The sequence below is a fragment of the Streptomyces polygonati genome (assembly GCF_042650325.1).
GTDB classification, from domain to species: domain Bacteria; phylum Actinomycetota; class Actinomycetes; order Streptomycetales; family Streptomycetaceae; genus Actinacidiphila; species Actinacidiphila polygonati.
Map to the genome: position 1 here is coordinate 12,406 of NZ_JBHSBB010000024.1, position 18,887 is coordinate 31,292.

Sequence of the window (18,887 nt, forward strand, 5' to 3'; positions counted from 1 at the left end):
AGCGGGAGAGCCGAGCTGGTCGGGTCGAAGGCGAAGATGATCCGGGTCTCGGACTGACCGCTCGACCCTGGCCGCAGATCCTTGAGGCGATGCGCATCCCCGCCTTTCGGGTCAGTCGACCAGAGGACGTCCCAGCATCGGTCCGGTCCCGCACAAGGCCGCTACCGCCTGGGCCACCAGCGACGCGGGTCCAGGTCTTCCTCCATCAGCGTCCTGAACCAGGCGGCGTACTCAGACGACTGCGAGCCGCGAGACATGCTGCCAACCCTCCTCCCGATAGCACGGATCTAGCACACATGGCGCTGGAAAACGCCCCGAACTGATGGCAACTAGCGAACGGTGTTTTGGCAGGTCAGCGGGCCGCCAGCTCGCATCGACGCAGGTCAGTCAGGCACCCCGAGGGAACTTGTAAAGCGAAGGTCGTCGGTTCGAATCCGACAGGGGGCTCTTCTTTTCACCCTGGATGACCTGCAGTTTTGGCCGTCTGGCGGGCTCGGTACCGGCCTCGGACGCGTCGTCCGGGGCCCTTTGCGTGAGCGATGCGTGAGCGGATGCCGCGTCCGGCTGCGGTACAGCGTGCAACGCGGGAGCACGGTCCGGGCCCTGTGGGGCGCTGCTGGCTCGGGGGATCAGGCCGGCCGCGCGTTCGGCGATGGCGCGGTCGAACTCGGGGAGCAGGCTGGTGTAGGTGTCGGCGCTGATGGCGATGGAGGAGTGGCCGAGCGTCTCCTGGATGTCCTTCAGTCCGCGCTCACCTTCAGCCGTCGGCGGCCGGTCCGCCTCAAACGCGTTCGTGGAGGTGGACCGGCGGCCGGTTGGGTCAGGCGGTCAGTCGGAGGTTCGGCTCAGTCGAGTTGGACTGCGGCGGGGGTGTCGCCTGTGGCGGAGGCGTCGGCGGGGGGGAGGGCTGTGGGGTAGGTGCGGATGTCGCTTATCAGGCCGTTGGCGTATTCGCCGTAGGCGTTCTGGGATATGCGGCGGCCGATCTGGAAGGGGCCGGTGGCGTTCCAGGCGGTGCCGGTGTACGCCTGCGTGCCGGCCAGGCGGCCGTCGACGTAGAGGCTGAGTTGCTGGGCGGCGGCGTCGTATACGCCCACCAGGTGGGTCCATCGTCCGGCGACGGCGCCGTTGCCGTAGGCGGCGGTGAAGGTGGTGACGGCGGCGTCGCTGGCGTGGCGTCCGAAGGCCCAGGTGTGGAGTCCGGCGGAGTAGTAGAGCTGGAAGCCGTTGCCGTATCCGGCGCCGCCGGACTGGGAGAGGAAGGTTGAGTTGGCGGTGGTCGAGGAGAGCTTTGCCCAGAGCGAGACGGAGAAGCTGCTGGATGTGTCGAGGGCCGGTCCGCTGGTTGCCGCGTAGCCGGTGGTGCCGGTGAGGTTCAGGACGGTGCCGCGGGTGGCGTCGTTGGTCCGGCTGTAGGCGCCGCTCAGGGTCGCGTTGAGGCCGCCGGTGCAGCCGGTGTCGGTCGCGGTTGCGCAGTCCGCGGCGGTGGAGCCGCTTCCTTCGGCGAGGTTCCACCAGTGGGTGGCGGTGTCCGTGACCGAGCCCAATGACACCGGTGTCAAGGCGAATTGGGCGGTGGCGCCGCTCGGGGCGATGCCGGTGTACTCCGCCAGTTGGCCGTTGGTGTCGGTGGCGTAGAGGTCGGGGTTGCCGTCGGCAGGTCCGGCGGCGCTGTTGACATCGCCGGGTGACGCGACGGCGGGATAGAGGGCGGCCGGCAGGACGGGGGCGAGGGCTGCCGGCGGGTTGGTGTTCCAGTTGGCGGTGGCGGTACTGGTCCAGTTCTGCGCACTGCTGTTGTTACAGGTGTAGATCTCGAGTTGGGTGCCGTTGGTAGTGCTGCTGCCCGGGTCGTCGAGGCATTTGCCGGACTCGGGGTTGATGAGGCTGCCCGTGGGACCGGGGGTCCAGACCTGGGCTCCGGTGCCGTTGCAGGTGAACAGCTGCACGAGGGTCCCGTTGGTGACGTCGCTTCCGGAGACGTCGAGGCATTTGCCCAGGACGCGGAGGGAGCCGTCGTTGAGGTAGCTCCATGTCTGGGCCGCTGTGTTGTCGCAGGTGTAGATCTGGATCTTGTTGTAGTCAGCGGTCTTGGAGTATTCGTCGTCGAGGCACAGGGTGCCGCCGCCGGCCGGTGCCAGCGCCGAGGTGAGGGCCGTGTGCACGGGGGCGTGCAACAGCTGGGGCAGGAGGGTGGTCTGATCGACGTTGATGGGGAAGGAGTAGACGGTGCCGGAGGAGTTGTCGCGGGTCCACAGCACGGGGGTGCCCTGGACGGTGCCCGGAGTGATGAGTGTCTGTCCGGTCCAGTCGCCGTCACCGAGCAGGATGGGGTTCGTGAGGTGGTCGCCGCCGTCGGACTGGTAGATCCACAGCTTCTTGTTCTCGACGGTGATGACGGCCGGGTAGTCGGTGTTGCCGAAGACGTTGCCAGGTGTGATGAGCTGCGTGATGTTCCAGGTGGAGCTGTTGTAGTCGGTGGTGCGGCAGCGCGAGGCATCGGAGACGACGCTGGCAGGCTGGCAGGGGCTCTTGGGGACGACATCGAACCGTTTGCCGATGAAGCCGCCGAAGGTGGAGTAGGGGACGAGCGGGAAGACCGTGTCGCTTATCGGATCAAGATCGTTTTTGACGACGTATAGCTGTTGGCTGGTGCTGTTCTTGTTGTAGGCGAACAGGTCGTCGGTGTCGGCGCCGTGAAGGTTGCCGCGGTGGGCGATCAGGTAGTTGTTCCAGCCGGTGCCGTCGGGGGAGTCCGCTTTGGTGGAGACGGTGACCGGTCCGGTGACGGCCGGGGGCGTCCCTGTGAGTGGCCCGGTCTGGGCGGGCGCGGGGCTCTGAGCCGGGTCGCTGTCGCCGGGCACGAGGTCCAGGTCGCCGGTCCTGGTTGTGGCCAGCAGGTCGGGTACGCCGTCGCCGGTGATGTCCCCCGGTGTGATCTTGGTCGTAGGGTTCCACGGCACGGTGAAGGTGTAACTGGCGGGCGCGGTGGAGATGTTGCCGGCCGCGTCGACGCCGGCGACGTAGAGCGTGTGGACGCCCCAGTTGACTACTGGCACGTTGAGTGTCGCTGAGCCGGTGCCGTTGGTGGCGGTGCTGACCAGGTTCGCCGTGGTGTGGCTCGCGGCTGTCGGGGGCGTGTCGAGTTTCCAGATGAAGTGGTCGATGCCACTGGTCAGGCAGGCGCGTTCAGTGCAACTGGTGTCCGAGGAGGGGCTGTCGGCGCCGGTCACTGTGAAGGCAGCGGTACGTCCCGGTGCGGCGTAGATGACGGGATCGGCGGCGCCCGAACCCACGGGCGGGAAAGACGGGTTGGTCGTGACGGCCGGGGTCTCGGGCGGTGAGAAGTCGGTCTTGAACCAGCAGTGGTCGCTGGTGGCCGACTTCAGTTGCAGGGCGGAGTCGTCCTGGCTGTAGACGTCCCAGCCGTACTCGTGGCCGTCGAGCAGCGTGAAGCCGATCGGCACGGAGGCGTCAGTCCCATTAGCCAGGTACGTGGTGTCCGGTGAGGACTTGGTGACGGAGTTCCCGGTGGAGTCGAGGACGGCGTGGTCCCACACGACGTAGTGGGCCGCGGCCTTCTCGCCGGAGATCTGGGTGGTGACGGTCGAGTGGAGCTGGATGTTGCTGCCCGCGTCGGAGTAGGTGGTCGAGCCGATCCAGCCGTCGTCCGTGGTCAGGACGCAGGGCCCCGAGGCGCCGACCGAAGCCGGCGTCGTGTGCGGGGATGCCGGTGTGGCGGGTGCCATGTCGTACTTGGTGGTGAGTGTCAGGGACTCCGACATCCGCAGGTAGTTGTCGTTGCCGGAGGTCTGCGACTCGTCGCCGTACAGGCCGAAGGTCCAGGTGTTCGGTGCGCCCTTGATGTCTCCGGCCGCGTTGTAGCCGTCGCCGTCGTAGTCGGCGAGGGTCTGCGCCTGGTCGGTGACGACGAAGGTGGCGGTGTGATTGCTGCACGAGCTGTTCGGGTTCGCACCGCTGGGCACCGTCGTCGACACCGGAGGGAAGGCCGCGTCGTGGGGGCTGGGCCGGTTGTTCCAGTCGGTTCCGGAAGTGATGGCCTCGGTGGTGTGCATGGTGAGCGGCTGGTTGTGGCTGCAGTCCCAGCTGGCCGCGTACGTGGTGGCGATGGTGATGCGGGAGTCGTACACCTGGAAGCCGGTGTGCAGGTCTCCGGTGTCGATGGTGTAGTACGAGCGCTCGATGCCGCTGCCGCAGGCGCCGCCGGCCTGCTGATAGCCCACGCCCTCGCCGTTGGTCTGCGGCTTGTCGTACTGGGGCGAGTCGTTGCAGGCGGAGCTGGAATAGACCTCGTCGTAGTGGCCGGCGTGGTCGGCAATGGGGTTCGTGTACGGGTCGATGAACACCGGGTACTGGGTGCCGGGGTCGTTCAGCATCGAGGCGTCGGGCGTCAGGGTCACGCCCCCGCCGTCGGTGGTCATGGGCACGTCGGCGACGTGAGCCGCCGAACCGGGGCCGTCCGCCGACGACATGGTGGCGTTGGCCCCGGGGTCTGCGGTGTCAGCCGGCTGTACCGCTGTCGTGCGGGCGAGCGAGGTGACGGGGACCTGTGGCGTCGCCGAGTCCCACATCAGCGGGCGAGGGCTGAGGTAGGCCAGCGTTCCGTCGGATGTGACCGCGTCCATGCCGCCGCTGGGATTCGCCCTCAGCGTCAGTCCCTGGGTGGAGGCTGCCAGCGTCAGTGCCTCCAGCCTCGGGTCAGCGGCCGCGTCGGCGTTGTGCACGATCAGTACATCGCTGAAACCGCCCTGGTCGGTCACCGAGACCGACAGATCGACCCCCGGTAGCACCGCGGAGTACACGGCGGTGTCACCGCTGACCGCGGGCGCCGGAAGCGCGAAGGGCATGGTCAGCGCCATGCTCGTACCGTCGGCGTGCGTGAGCGTGACCAGCGGCCCCGGCCCTCCGCCCGACAACTGCACCGCGTTCGGTGTCGCCTTGGGTGACAGCGTGCCGTCCGCGTTGACGGCGAGCGTGGCGTCCACCGGAACCCACGTTCCGTCCTGGCGCACCCGGACCGGGAGCAGGTTGGTGGTGGACGTGAATGTTCCGTCCGGATTTGCCTGGATGGTCGAGATCTCGCTGGTCAGGCTGTCGACCGTGACTGCCTGACCCGAAGCGACAGCCTGATGCTGTGCGGCCGTCAGCGGGTCGCCCTCCGCAGGCGCGTCGGCGGATGCGGAGGTCGCCGGAAGTGCGACCAGCAATCCCGCGAGAACTGCCAGCGGAACGGTCAGCAGATGCGGCCGATATCGTGCCGAACCTAGATGCGACCGATACCGTGTCAAGCCTTTTCTGTGCAAAGTTGTTGGCAGCATTGAATAAAACCCCCCACTCTCACCGCGGAACGCGGCGAGTGATGTATGACACGTTTGCCCATCCCCTGGATGCGCTGGTGAGGGCTCTGCTGTCCGTTGCGTCCACTCGTACTGTTTTTGTCACCCTGCCGAGTGAGCGACGAAGAACGCGTTGTGGCGGAACTCCCAACCCAGGCGCCGGCACAGGCTATTGAGTTGTTCGTTCTTCATCAATAGCCTCCGGTCGATCACCGGTTTGGTGACAGAGACCCGGGGGGGTTGACGTGAGCGGCAGACGTCCATGGCGTGTGCAAGTACGAAACCGGATATGGACGCGGACGCTGACGTTCGGCACCGCCCTGCTCGGGGCGCTGGTGCTGCTGGTGCCGGTGGCCGTCGCCGACAGCGTGGGGCCGTACCACTTCAAGGGCACCGTCTGGAATCCGAAGGCTCTCCCCGTGACACCGGCCGTCGGCAGCCATCAGCTCACTGCGCCGGTCCCCCCGGTGACAAAGGGCCCCAACCCCCTGCACAGTTACCAGGCCAAGGCGCCTGCCTGGCCTGCGGCGGGCACCGCCACCGTCGCCCTGACCGGTTCGGCCACCAAGCCGGTGAAGGCCGGCCGCCTGCCTGTCTGGGTGACGCCGGCCTCCGCCGCGAAGAACACGGGCTCTTCCACCGGCGCGGGTTCGTCGGTCCGGGTCCAGGTCGCCTCCCACGACCAGACGCTCCGCGCGGGCGCCGACGGCATGCTGATCGGCGTCAGCCGGGACCAGTCGGCGACCGCGTCATCCCGCGTGCAGGTCGTCATCGACTACTCCAGCCTGGCCAAGGCCTACGGCGGCGGTTTCGGCTCCCGGCTGAAGCTGGTCCGCCTGCCGGCCTGCGCCCTGACAACCCCCCAACTGGCCACCTGCCAGGCGCAGACCCCCCTCGCCTTCACCAACAAGGTAGGCGCCCAGCAGATGACGGCCGGCCTGGACCTCGGCGCCCCGGCCGCGGCGACCGGGCAGAACACCGCGACACCACGGCTCGCCACTGCGACAGCCACCGCCGCGCTCGCCGTCACCTCGGGCAGCTCTGGCTCACAGGGCGACTACACAGCGACATCGCTCAACCCGTCAGGGACATGGCAGCAGTCCGGCACGGGAGCCTTCACGTACTCCTATCCGATCGAGGTGCCATCGGCTCTCGGCGGCAACTCGCCGTCGGTCAAACTGGACTACGACTCGCAATCGCAGGATGGCGAGACCTCCGCGCGCAACTCCCAGGCATCCTGGATCGGCGACGGCTGGGACTATCAGCCCGGATTCGTCGAGCAGACCTACCGCAGCTGTGACTCTGTGCTGGACAACAGCGGCAACAAGATCTTGAAGGGGTCCGGGGACGAGTGCTGGGGCGGCAACAACGCCACTCTTTCCTTTGGAACCCACTCGGGGGAGTTGGTCCCCACCACGACTTCCGGCCTTCCGGGCGAGGTCAAGGAGTGGAAGCTGCAAGGTGACGACGGGACTGTCGTCCAGGAACTGTCCGGCGCGGTCAACGGCCTGCACGACGGTATCTACTTCCGGGTCCTGAGCACCGATGGCACTGCCGCCTACTTCGGCGCTGACCATTCACCGACCGGTCCCGGAACCTCGGACCTGGCACAGTCATCCAACCCCACCGACGCCTCCACCGACTCCGCCTGGGGCGTGCCCGTCCTCCATCCTCAAGCGGGAGATCCTTGCTTCGACTCGGCCAAGGGCAAGGCCTCCCAGTGCGACAAACCGCAGGGATGGCGTTGGAATCTCGACTTTGTCGTTTCTCCGACCGGCTTTGTACAGCGGTACGACTACACGGCCGAGACGAATTACTACGACCTGGGGGGCGGTCAGGCCGCCACCGACGGCTCCGGAGTCCTGACGCCCTACACCCGGGGCGGAACCCTCGATTCCATTTCTTACGGCTACACCCTGGACGACGAGCAGGCCGGCCGAACCCCCGCCGCCGAGGTGCTCTTCACGTCTCAGCAGCGCTGCCAGACGACATCGACCTTCACGGACTGCTCCGCCGGGAACCTAACCGACACCTCGGCAACGCACTGGCCGGATGTGCCGTGGGACTTGCACTGCGACTCCACCGACAGTACGACCCTCCCGAGCGGGTGGACAACGGTGCCCGCCAATGTCTGCGTCACGTCGGGTCCGACCTTCTGGTCTACGACCCGGCTCGACACCATCACCACCAAGGTCCACGTCAAGGACTCTTCCACCGACAAGTCGGTCGCTGTCGACAGTTACCATCTCGGACAGGTGTACTCCGCCGCGGGGGGCACGGTGGACCCGGTCACCGGGACCACCGTCGACCCAGCGGACGCCGGTTCGCTGCAGGCCGTGATGTGGTTGCAGTCGATTCGGCGCACCGGCGAGGACACCTACGGCAACGGTAATAGCAATACCTCGCTGAACCAGATCTCCTTCACCGGTACCGAGATCGACAACCGGGTCAACGACTCCTCGCCGTCCGCCCCGCCGCTCTACCGCCCCCGGATCTCCTCGATCCAGACGGAGACCGGTGAGAAGATCGCAGTCGAGTACAACGTCGACCCCTGTGCGGGCGAGACATTGTCGATCGCCGCGGCCGACTCCAATACCAACTCCTGCTATCCCTCGTACTGGACCGTGCCCGGTGCGTCCAAGCCCATCGCCGACTGGTTCAACAAGATCACCGTCCATCAGGTGACGGGCTCGGACCTGACGATCGCCGCCCAGTACAAGCCGGACGCCCAGAAGATCGCGGCCGGCTCGGAGGCGCAAGTCTCCACATACAGCTACAGCGGACCGGCCTGGCACCGTGACGACTCGGCGCTCACCGACGACCAGTACCGCACCTGGGACCAGTTCCGTGGCTTCCGCAAGGTCACGATCCAGACCGGCGTGGCACCCGAACCGGTGACCCAGACCACCACCAACTATCTCCAGGGCATGGATGGCGACTACAAGGCCGACGGCACCCGCCGCTCGGTCACCGTCAATGCCTCTGTTGGTTCCTCAGTGGTGGAGAGCGTCACCGACTCCAACCAACTGGCAGGCATGGTCCTGGAGACGGACACATACTCCGCAGCGGGCGGCACAGTCACTGCCGAAACCGTCAACGGCCCCTTCACCGCGACCAGCACCGCGAACACAGCGCGAACGCCCTGGACCGACTGGACCCAGGATGAGAACCCGGGACAGTCCCAACCCCCGCTGTCCACCTTGCCGGACCTGGCCGCGTACCGCATCAAATCCTCCCGTACCAGCGGCTATGCCCTGCTTGCCAACGGCACCACGTGGCGGCACTCACAGACCGACAGCACGTACGACAGCCAAGGTCGGCTCTCGACCGTCGACGCCCATGGCGACGTGGCCGTGCCCGCACAGGAGAAATGCACGACCACCACCTACGCGGCGCCCGCAGCGACCAACACCATCGCTCTCGCCTACCCGGACCGGACCACCGTGGTTAGTGGCCCGTGCGGCACCACCCCCAGTGCGTCGACACTGCTGTCGGACCAGATGACGTACTACGACGGCGACGGCACCCTGACAGACCTGGGCACCTTCGGCCAGCTCGAGCAGAGCGGCAGTTCCGCTATCGGTCAGATCTCGGCGGTGCGAATCGCCACGGGATACACCGGCGGTAACGAGAACTGGCAGACCAGCACTGCGATGACATACGACGGAGCAGGCCGCGTCACCGACACCCTTGACAGCACAGGGCACAAAACTCACACCGACTTTGCTCCGGCCTGGAACCCCTCCGGAGGCAACGCCGATCCGACCGGCTACACCACGACCAACCCGGCTGGCTGGACCGCCACGTCCACTCTGGATGTCCTGCGCGGACTGCCCGTCGAAGATACGGACGCCAACGGCCGTACGACCGAGATGATCTACGACGCGCTCGGGCGGCGTACCGCTGTATGGCTGCCGGGCCGGGACAAATCGGCTGGACAGAGCGCGGACCTGACATTCGCCTATTCGATCAACCCTGGTGCGGTGCCCGCACCGGGGGGCACTGTCACCAGCCCCGGTGACCCCTCGTCCGTGACCACGAAGACCTTGCGCGATGACGGCAGTTACGCCACATCCGTCACCATCTACGACGGCATGCTGCAGTCCCGGCAGACGCAGTCGACCGCGGTGGGCGACACGGCCTCGGGCCGGGTGATCTCAGATACGTTCTATGACTCCCACGGCTGGCCTACTGTCTCCTACGCTCCGTACTCGGAGCCCGTCGATCCGCCCTCCGCCACGCTGCGCGCGGCCAACGAGAACGAGGTCCCGTCCGAGACCACGACCGCCTACGACGGCGAGGGCCGCACGGTCACCAGCACTCTGTGGCACCAGGCGGTGCAGCAGTGGCACACCACGACCAGCTACCCGGGCGCGGACGAGACCGACACCACCGCCCCCGTCGGGGGCCGGTCCACCGCGACGCTCAGCAACGCACTGGGCCAGGTCACCAGCAGCGTCGTAAAGAACACCGGCACGACGATCACCCTTGCCGGTGGCCAGACCATCCCGTCGGGTACTTCCCTGACTTCGGACAGCGTGCGGCTGACGATGCAGGCGGACGGCAATCTGGTCCTCAGCGCGCTCGCTACGGGGGCGACGATCTGGTCCAGCGCGACGAGTGGCAATCCAGGTGCCTACGCCCAGTTCGGCACCGACGGAAACCTGGTGGTCCGCACCACGGCCGGCACGTCCAAGTGGACCACCGGCCTGACAGCTACCACCGGCGCCGTCTTCCAGGTGCGCAACGACTCCACCGTGGCTGTCGTCGCGAGCGGTGGCAGCACCCTGTGGCACCAGGGCACCGCGGGCGCCGTCCCGGCGGCGGACGCCACCACCCACTACACGTACACCCCCGCCGGACAGGTCGCGACCGTCAAGGACACGGCAGGCAACACCTGGTCGTACGGTTACGACTTCCTCGGCCGGCCCACGACGCAGACCGACCCCAACACGGGGACGAGCACCTTCGACAAGTACGACCCGGCCGGGAACCTGCTGCAGACCACCGACTCGCGCGGCCAGGTCATGTCGTACGCCTACGACTGGGACAACCGCGTCACCGCCGAATACACCGGAGCCTGGTCGGCCACCCCCGACGCCACGAAGGAACAGGCGTCCTGGGCCTACGACAGCCTGGCGAAGGGCTACCCCACCTCCTCCACCCGGTACGTGGGCGGTTCGACCGGTACGACGAGCAAGGCGTACACCGAGGCCGTCACCGACTACAACACCGCATACCAGCCGCTCGGTTCGACACTGACTGTCCCCGCTGCCGAGGGCTTCGCCGCTGCCGGCCAGAGCGCGCCGCCCGCGAGTGGCACGGTCACGTACACCACCACAAACGCGTACACGCCCACCGCGGGACTGCTGTTCACCGTCAACTACGAGGCCGACGGAAACCTGCCCGCCGAGGACGTCGACTTCGGCTATACGCAGCAAGGCAACCTGGACTCGTTCGGCGGGTTCATCAACAACGCCAACACCCCGTCGTATCTCGATACGACCGTGCACGACCCCTTCGGGCGGGTGCTGCAGACCAACTACGGCTCGACCGGCAAGGAACTGGGAACCTTCGCCCAGTACGACCCCACGACCGGCCGAACCATGCAAACGTCGAGCATGCTCCAGACGTCCACCACCGCTCTGGACGTGGTCAATTACCGCTACGACCAGTCGGGGCAGCTCACCGCGGCCGACGACCTGCAGAACAACACCACACACGACACGCAGTGCTTCACCTATGACTCCTTCCAGCGGCTGACCGCCGCGTGGACGGACACCGGTGGCATCACCAACCCCAGCAGCGCCGCCCCCGGCGCGGTGGGCGGCTGCAACACCACCTCGGTGCAGACCACCGGCAGCAGCCCGGTCAAAACCACCACGGTCGGCGGCCCGGCACCGTACTGGCAGACCTACACCTACGACCTGCTCGGCGACCGCACCGGCATGGTCGACCACGACCCCACCGGCAACGCCGCCAACGACACGACCCAGACCACCGCCTACCCCGGCACCAACGGCACCGCTCCCTCAGCCCTGCCGGACCAGGCGGGCACCACCGTCACGGCCAACCCCACCAGCGGAACCGCCACCTCGACACCCACATACGCCGACCCGGCCCACGCCAACGCCAACGCCGGTGACACCACCAGCCGGACGATGACCTCGAGCGGCCCGATCATCTCGGGGATCAAGACCACCAGCGGCGGCGCGCTCTGTCTGACGGATCCCTTGGCGAGCACGACCGACGGGACGCAGCAGACGATCACGGCGTGCGGTGGCACCGGGCAGACGTATGCCATCGGTACGGACGGCACGGTGAAGATCGCGGGCAAGTGCCTGGACGCGTCTGTGGCGTCCCCGATCATCCGAACTCCGGTCGTCATCAATACCTGTTCGGCGGCGAGCACCACCCAGAAGTGGAAGGCGACCGCCAGCGGCACCCTCGTCAACGCGGTGTCCGGGCTGTGCCTGGCAGACCCCTCCAGCAACCAGACACCCGGCACCAAGGAATGGCTGTGGACCTGCGGGGCGACCGGCGAAGTGTTCACCACCGCGACGAAGAGCGGGGTCCCGGCGTCCGGACAAACGCAGACGCTCACCTATGACGCGGAGGGCCGGACAGCGTCGGCCGCCACAGGCGACGGCACGCACACCGACACCAGCAAGTACCTTTACGACGCCGGCGGCAGCCTGCTGGAGCAGACATCCGCGGTCGACGGCACCGACACCACCCGCGTCCTGTACCTCTTCGGGGGCGCCGAGCAGATCACGCTGAACGTCGCAGCCAAGACCTTCACCGGCCTGCGCAACTACACCGGCCCTGACGGCACCACGATCACCCGCTCCAGCAGCGGCACGGTCACCTATCAGGTGGCCAACGTCCAGGGAACCGCCACCACGGCCGTCGAAGCCACCACACTGGCCGTCACCCGCCGCTCCTACGATCCCTACGGCAGCCCGCGCGGCGCCAAGCCCACCGCCTGGGTCGCCCCGGACGAGAACCACGGCTTCCTCGGCCAGCCCTCCGACGTCAGCACCGGTCTGGACCTCCTCGGCGCCCGCGACTACGACCCCGCCCAGGGCCGATTCCTCACCCCCGACCCCGTCTTCGAGCCCGGCGACCCCAACCAGATGGGCGGCTACACCTACGCCGCCGACAACCCCGCCACCGGCTCCGACCCCACCGGATTGATGTACAGGGGCGATGACGACGGTGGAGGTTTTGGCGGGAGTTCGGGCGAAAGTTCGAGCGGGGGTTCGGCTGAGGGGGCCGGTGTCAGCGCGGCGCCGCCGCCCAGCGGGAGCGATCAGGGGCAATCGGCAGGGAACGGTGGGGCCGAACAGGCGCTATGCGATTGCGGCGGGGGAGGCGACCTTGTCGTTGGTGAAGGCGGTGTTGGCGGCCTCGGGGAAGAGGCGGGTGGCGGGACTCGCAGCGGTGGCCTGGGCGACGCGCCCGTCGCGCCCGAGGAACCCGAACTGCTCCCCTTGCCGGCGGGCCCCGTTGAACCACCCCTCAGCGACGACTGGGAAGAACCCGGCGCTCCTGGCTGGGTCCCGGAACAGGGGGAAGGCGCCTCAGTCCTGGCGGTCACCGACGAGCCCACTGCCAGCAGGGCTGCGAAAAGCAACACCAACAAGGCCGCAGGCGAGAGCGACAACAGTGCCTCCGAGGACGCCGGAAGCCAGCAGCGGGTCAACAGCAACGCTGCCAAACCGAGTCCCCCCAGCGGAAGTGGAGACGCGGACGCAGTCGGTCAGGAAGTAGCTGTTCAGCCTGAGAAGCCGAGCGGTGCAGCACTGTTCCGAGGGACCACACGCGGCTATCGAGGCAGTCCTGGGACGCAGCGGGTAGGGATCACCCCGACGTCGACGGACCCTGGTGTCGCTACCACGTTCGCAACGCACTCCGAGTCGTACGGGCCAGCGGTGGTCCAGATCGCTCTTCCGGGCGACCTGAGCGGAGTCGCCACTTTTGAGGGTTACATCCCGTCCGAGCTTGAAGTCGGTGTGGAACTGAGCCCCGAGGAGTTCGCTGCGCAGGCGAGCATCGAGATCCCGTCGAGCGCAGCGCGCTCGATCCTAGGACGGATGGGGATCGGTATACCCGGCAGCATCGGGGTTGACGACCTGTCGCCGACACTATCGATGACCCCGAAGCTCGGTCCAACCCAAATCCAGCAGTTCATCGAGGAGGCGCGCGGATATGGCGGCTGACAGCAGGATCAGCATCGAGAGCGTCGAGCAGGTGTCCAGCGGGGCAGCCGTGTGTGTGGTCCGGTGCCTGGGCGGCTCGGTGTCCACTGGAGACCTCCTGGATACGGCGGTCTTCGTAGACGGCGCAGAGGCGTTGGTGGAACTGCGCGTCACCACGATCTGGCGCTACGGCCGGGTCACTGACCTGCTCGATCCGCCTCATACTGCGAAGCTCGAACTGGTCGGAGCGAATGCCGACCTGGTGACCAGGGTGCAGGAGCTTCGCGGGGCTGGACAGGCATAGTCGTGCCCGGATCAGATCGCCGCTGGTGCGAGGGCAGGGGGGAGCCACGCGCCGGTGGTGAAGAGGTCCGTGAGCGCGTCGAGTTTGTCGCAGCCCCACTTTCCGACCGTGGACAGGTAGGACTGGACGACGGCGAAGTCGGCGAGTCCTTGCAGGGTGCGCCAGCAGCCACCGGAGGTGCGCTGCTGGACCTTGACGGGGCGTTGGTCACGCTCGGCGAGGTTGTTCGAGAACGGCACCAGCAGGTTCGTGGCGAGGCGCAGGGTCATGTCCTCGTAGCGTTCGAAGCGGCGGAGAAGGGTCCGTGCCTCCTCGGCGAGTGGGCCGCGCCGCCCGGTGTTGTGGGTGCGTCCGTGGGCGAGCGCACCCAGGTAGCGGTTGCGGATCCGGGCCAACTCGTGGGCGGACAGCACGTCCAGGCCGTCCGCGCGGGCCTGCCCGGCGGCGGTCTTGGCATCCAGGAGGGTGTCGGCCATGGCCTTGGCCCACAGTTGCCCGGCCGGGTCGCCGTCGTGGATCGAGCGCAGGTCGCGCAGCAGGTGGGCGCCGCACCAGGCGTGGGCGATGTGGTCGAGGTGGGTGTAGCCGCCGTAGCCGTCGCGGACCAGGACGCCGTCGAAGGCGGGCCAGATCCCGCCCGCGTCGATGGTCTCCTTGGTGCGGTCGCCGGTGTGCATCGCGGTCGGGTATTCGGTGCACGCCACGTGCAGGTACACGTTCTTCCCCGCCGCGCGGGCGAGGGTCTCGTCCGCGTGCGCGACGACCCATTCGGCGGGTTGGCCGGTGGGGGAGGTGATCATGTCGGAGTCGCCGTCGTAGTGGAGGACGGTCAGCCGGTTCAGCTCCGCGGTGGCGGCGACGAGGAGGTCGGGGAGGGACGGGGCCCGGTGGAAGTCCGCGTTGAATCGTGGCGCTGACCTGCAGTGCGCGGGTGAAGGTGTCGTCGTTGCTGTGGTGGTAGTCGAAGGCGTGCAGCCAGATGCTGATCCGGGTCGCCTCGGCGCTGTCCCGCAGGGAGGGGATCATCTCGTACTCGGTGGGCCGGCACACGGTGAGCAGATGCGTTCGTGGGGTGGTTTGAGCACTTGTCTGACGCCGGGTTTCGTCCAGTGGACAGGGCACCTCCCAGGCAGCCATGGCCAACGAGGGTGACGTGGCATGGTGATCCAATCGAACTCGCGCCACCAATTGGTCCACCCTCAGATGATTGGCGGGTCAGTAGTGTGACTGCATTTGAATCGGACCGGTTCTTCCAGATCTGGAGCTTCAGTCCATCGCATCGAACGATGTTGCTGCGCAGCAATCCCAATTTTTCGGTGGGAGAGGAAAGTAGAATCGAGATCTATATGGGAAACGTAGAAGAAATGTTTATCAGGTCGCATATGGAGAAGTTGAGGATTTGGCGACCAACGGCTGCCGAAGCGGCTGACGCTGTCGGGAAATTTCAGCTTGGCGGCGACGTCAAATCCCTCTTCCTAATCTCCAGTGATGATTTCTTCGGGTTTGTTGTTAGTGGCCGTCCGGCTTGGCGCGAAGCCGTTCGGGATCTGGAGGACTCCTCACTTTTCGATTTTGATCAAGAATGGCCGCCGGGGCCGGAGGTGCAGTGGGGTAACGTAGACTGACAGGTTGTGCAGGTAGCCACAGGATGCTGCGTTATTGCCCCCTAATGGTCCTGACGTCCGTTTGAGGCGCGAGAGGTGAGCGCTGACTTGCTTCACGGGTAGTAATTCACCCGGGCGGGCCCGTCTGACCTCGAGCACGGGCGCTTTCTCAGATTTTCGAGTTGCCTTACGGTCGCAAACCGAGGTTGCCCGTAGTGCAGGTGCGGGGGTCGATGACGTAGACGTCAAGATCGATCATGATTCGGACCTCATAGAGCTTGGCCTCTTCGGGTATACGTCACCGGATGGAACGATCACGATTTATCTGGACGCGTTCGGTTCTGAGGAGGATTTCGTCGAAACGAGCGGTGCCGCGATTCCAGCGGTCAGCTGTGGGGTTTTCACCTCGCCGTCATCAGCTGTGGAGGGTCACAACAACTCTGCTGGCGGCTGGCGTCGAGCAGCGCCCGTGTCGTCGTCAGCCTTTGGCGGGCAGTCAACGGAACTGACGCTGCGCCTGGGCTGAGGGGAGGCTTCGTTCGGAGAGTCTCCCGCGCCAGCAACGATGCTCACCCGTGCCTCTGTTGGGTACTGACAACGCTCGTGTGTCGACCCTCAGCCGCCTCCCGGTGGCCGGCCGGTGGCCGGATGCCTTTGGACGACCCAACACGAGGAAGCACAGGCCAACCAGTCGCATGTGCCCTGATCAGGCAGAACAGCACTCGACAGCACGACGAAGTACCACGCAGCACGAACACTCACGGTCTTGTAAAGCGAAGGTCGTCGGTTCGAATCCGACAGGGGGATCTTCGTTTGCCCAGGTCAGGGGCCATCTGGTCTCCGGTGGCCCTTGGACCGGGGCGGCCCAGCACACATTCAGCACACATCGCGCCGGAAGGGGCGGCTGGGATGGCTGCCGAGGACGAGCTGGCGCGGCGCCGGTACGAGAGGCTCGTGGGCCGGGTCGAGGCCTTGATGCGCGTGGCGCTGAAGCCGGAGTACGAGGGCTACGGCGGCCAGGTCGTCCTGAGCGTGAAGGCCGTCGAGGAGCTGGGCGGCGACCCGGCGGAGATCCGGAGGGCCGCTCGGGCTGTGGGCCGCCGGCTGGGCTGGAAGACGGTGACCCGGGAGATCGACGGCCGGATCTTCGTCCTGGACGACCGGGAGCCGCCGCCGGCGGTGCGGGAGCTGATGGCGCGGCGCGGGACCGACGCGTTGGACGCCTTTTTGGGCAGAGACTGATTCAGGGTTGTCCCCCGCAGCCCTTCTTGGTCAGAGGGTTTGGGCGACGGGGTTGCCTTGCAGGTTGTGGTCGGCGCAGGGCCATGTGCTTGCGGCGAGCGGGGCGAGTGGTGTGGGTATGAGGTGCAGGTCCTTGTCGAGGGTGAGGGCGACCGTGCCGTTGTCGAGGATGAGGACGCGGCTGGTGATGCCGGTGCCGGGGAGTTCCGCAAGCGGGTGGGCTTTCAGGCCGGGGTCGATGGCGGTGAGTTGGTCGTCGCGCCAGTAGACGGTGGTGCCTTCCTGGTCCACTGCGGCGGGTGCGGTGTAGTAGCCGGGCAGGGCAGGGCCGTTGGTCAAGGTGTCGTCCGGCGCCAGCCGCTGAAATCTGGAGCGGGAAGGCCGGTAGTTCTCCATTTCGACGATGGAGACGACGCCGTCAGCACCGATCGCGAGCGTTCCATGGCTCGGGCAAGTGGCGACACGGGTGCCCAGGGTGGTCACCCGGGCTGTTTCGAAGGCTCCGTAGCCCTGGGCGCCGATGAGGAAGCCTCGGTCACCGTCGATCGCCTTGTGGCCGCCAGGTGCCGGCGCCGTCGTGGCTGCTGTCTTCCCCGTACGCAGATCGAGAAGGAAGGTCCGACCGAGCCCGCTGCGGTCCTCGAACGATGCGGCCACGCATTCACCGGCGATCATCAGCGGCTCGTGGTGGGCCACAGTGACCTCTCGTGGCGCCCACGCCGGCTTCTGACGTACCTGCCAGCCGGAGTCCTCGCCGATCTCGACTATCCCGGGATGCGACACGTCGCCGAGGTGGATCGGTGTCGACCATATGAGGGTGCCGTCCTCGCGGTGTCGGGAGACCCGTGGCTCACGCCGTGGCCCCTTCCCTCGCAGGGGGCCGCGCGCGGCGGTCCACATGACGCAGAATCCGTCGGGCAGCAGGGCGAAGGTGCCGATGTCTTCGCCGGGTTGGCTGGGCGGGATCACGGTTTTGATGGTCCGGCCGTTCACGTCGACTTCGTCCAGAACCCTCCAGGTTGATTCGGGGCGGGAGACCCAGACGGTTCCTCGACCGGTGGCCCGGGCCCAGGGGCGACCGGTGCCCGGGAATGAGCGCTGCCACTCCACATGTCCCGTCTGGCTGACGGCGGTGAGGACGGTCTCCATGGGGTTGGAGCCGTAGCTGATGGCGAAGAGCAGGCCGGCCGGATCGTCGGCCACGACATTCCACGCCTGGCCAGGCAGGGCGACGCGCAGAGGAGCGTTCATGGGCGTGCATCCTGCCTGGCCGTCCAGAGTGACGCGACCACCGGTGCCAGCCATGAGGACGGGCACCTGTGGCCGCGCGAGACAGCCCTGGACGCCGCCTCGCTCGGAAGCGGGGACGACGTCCAGCGGCGGGTGGGTCCGGCCGTTGTCAGGCCGGTAGTGCGTCCATTTCTGTCAGGGCGGCCAGTTCCTCGGCGGCCTTGCGGGCTTTGCGTTCCGCCTTGGCGGCCTTCGCCTGGGCTTTTGCGAGGATCATGGCCCGGCGCTTGTGCATCTTTCTGGAAACTTCGTCCAGCCGGTCGGGGAAGAGGTGGCCGCAGACGTCGAGGGTGAGGGTCGCGGACTTGTGGCCGAGCATGGTCTGGACGACGTTGACGTCCGCGCCGCTCGCGATGGCGAGTGAGGCCGCGGTGTGCCGCAACTTGTGGGGCGTCAGTTGGAGGTGGCCGAGGTCTGCTGCTTTCACTGCTGGGTCGAAGAACCGCTGGCGGAAGTTGCGGATGCGGAGCGGGCCTCCCTGTGGGGCGGTGAACAGCAGTTCGTCGGGGTCGCGTTCAGCTAGGTAGGTCGTGAGGTCGTCCACCAGGAACCGGGGTAGCGGTACCGAGCGTCGCTCGTGGTTCTTGGGCGTGTCGAGGTGCAGCTTGCCGGCGTCGTCCGCGTACGCCTCGGCGATATAGGCCCGCCGTGCCTCGAGGTCCACCCGGCCGACTTTCAAGGCGGACACCTCGCCCCAGCGCAGGCCGGTATAGGCGAGTAGCCGGATGAACAGGCCGTACTCGCCTGCGGCTTCGGCGAGGGCTTCGACCTGAACTTCGTCGAGGTAGACCTGATCGGACGGGGTGACCTTCGGCAGGGGAACGCCGGTGGCCGGGTTGAAGGCGATTCGGTGCGCCTTCACCGCGAAGCCCAGGACGCGGCTGAGGAC

7 protein-coding genes and 1 pseudogene are annotated in these 18,887 nt (G+C 67.1%); 4 read left to right on the forward strand and 4 right to left on the reverse strand.

Features of this window, described 5'->3' with window-relative positions; genetic code table 11:
• Nucleotides 1-845: 845 nt before the first annotated feature.
• Entirely contained in the window at nt 846-5,228 is a 4,383-nt protein-coding gene (locus ACFO3J_RS28160) for a LamG-like jellyroll fold domain-containing protein (protein WP_386435067.1), read from the reverse strand.
• 398 nt (nt 5,229-5,626) lie between these two features.
• Here ACFO3J_RS28160 and ACFO3J_RS28165 point away from each other — a divergent pair, with 398 nt between their 5' ends.
• Both ACFO3J_RS28165 and ACFO3J_RS28170 read left to right on the forward strand, forming a co-directional pair.
• Entirely contained in the window at nt 5,627-13,579 is a 7,953-nt protein-coding gene (locus tag ACFO3J_RS28165; RefSeq protein WP_386435070.1) for an RHS repeat-associated core domain-containing protein, read from the forward strand.
• The gene (locus tag ACFO3J_RS28170; protein WP_386435073.1) at nt 13,569-13,862 is read left to right on the forward strand and encodes a hypothetical protein; all 294 of its coding nucleotides are present in this window, start codon (nt 13,569-13,571) and stop codon (nt 13,860-13,862) included. The genes ACFO3J_RS28165 and ACFO3J_RS28170 overlap by 11 nt, the downstream gene beginning before the upstream one ends.
• A gap of 11 nt (nt 13,863-13,873) precedes the next feature.
• On the opposite strand, the pseudogene ACFO3J_RS28175 reads toward ACFO3J_RS28170, so the two are convergent.
• Nucleotides 13,874-14,623, reverse strand: a pseudogene (locus ACFO3J_RS28175) (IS66 family transposase); the annotation flags it as partial.
• Nucleotides 14,624-15,148: 525 nt separating this feature from the next.
• Here ACFO3J_RS28175 and ACFO3J_RS28180 point away from each other — a divergent pair.
• Together ACFO3J_RS28180 and ACFO3J_RS28185 are read left to right on the forward strand one after the other, a co-directional pair.
• Complete coding sequence (locus tag ACFO3J_RS28180) at nt 15,149-15,487, forward strand: hypothetical protein (RefSeq protein WP_386435076.1); 339 nt, start codon at nt 15,149-15,151, stop codon at nt 15,485-15,487.
• Nucleotides 15,488-16,375: 888 nt separating this feature from the next.
• Entirely contained in the window at nt 16,376-16,708 is a 333-nt protein-coding gene (locus ACFO3J_RS28185; RefSeq protein ID WP_386435079.1) for a hypothetical protein, read from the forward strand.
• A gap of 30 nt (nt 16,709-16,738) precedes the next feature.
• On the opposite strand, the gene ACFO3J_RS28190 is transcribed toward ACFO3J_RS28185, so the two are convergent.
• Together ACFO3J_RS28190 and ACFO3J_RS28195 are read right to left on the reverse strand one after the other, a co-directional pair.
• Entirely contained in the window at nt 16,739-18,013 is a 1,275-nt protein-coding gene (locus ACFO3J_RS28190) for a hypothetical protein (RefSeq protein WP_386435082.1), read from the reverse strand.
• Nucleotides 18,014-18,107: 94 nt separating this feature from the next.
• On the reverse strand, nt 18,108-18,887 hold a 780-nt coding region (locus ACFO3J_RS28195; RefSeq protein ID WP_386435085.1), incomplete at its 5' end, for a tyrosine-type recombinase/integrase.

What these genes read in the sequence shown, in the direction of transcription:
- ACFO3J_RS28170 (WP_386435073.1), top strand. Translation starts at nt 13,569, where the DNA reads ATGGCGGCTGACAGCAGGATCAGCATCGAGAGCGTCGAGCAGGTGTCC.
- ACFO3J_RS28180 (WP_386435076.1), top strand. Translation starts at nt 15,149, where the DNA reads ATGTTGCTGCGCAGCAATCCCAATTTTTCGGTGGGAGAGGAAAGTAGA.
- ACFO3J_RS28185 (WP_386435079.1), top strand. Translation starts at nt 16,376, where the DNA reads ATGGCTGCCGAGGACGAGCTGGCGCGGCGCCGGTACGAGAGGCTCGTG.
- ACFO3J_RS28190 (WP_386435082.1), bottom strand. Translation starts at nt 18,013, where the DNA reads ATGGCTGGCACCGGTGGTCGCGTCACTCTGGACGGCCAGGCAGGATGC.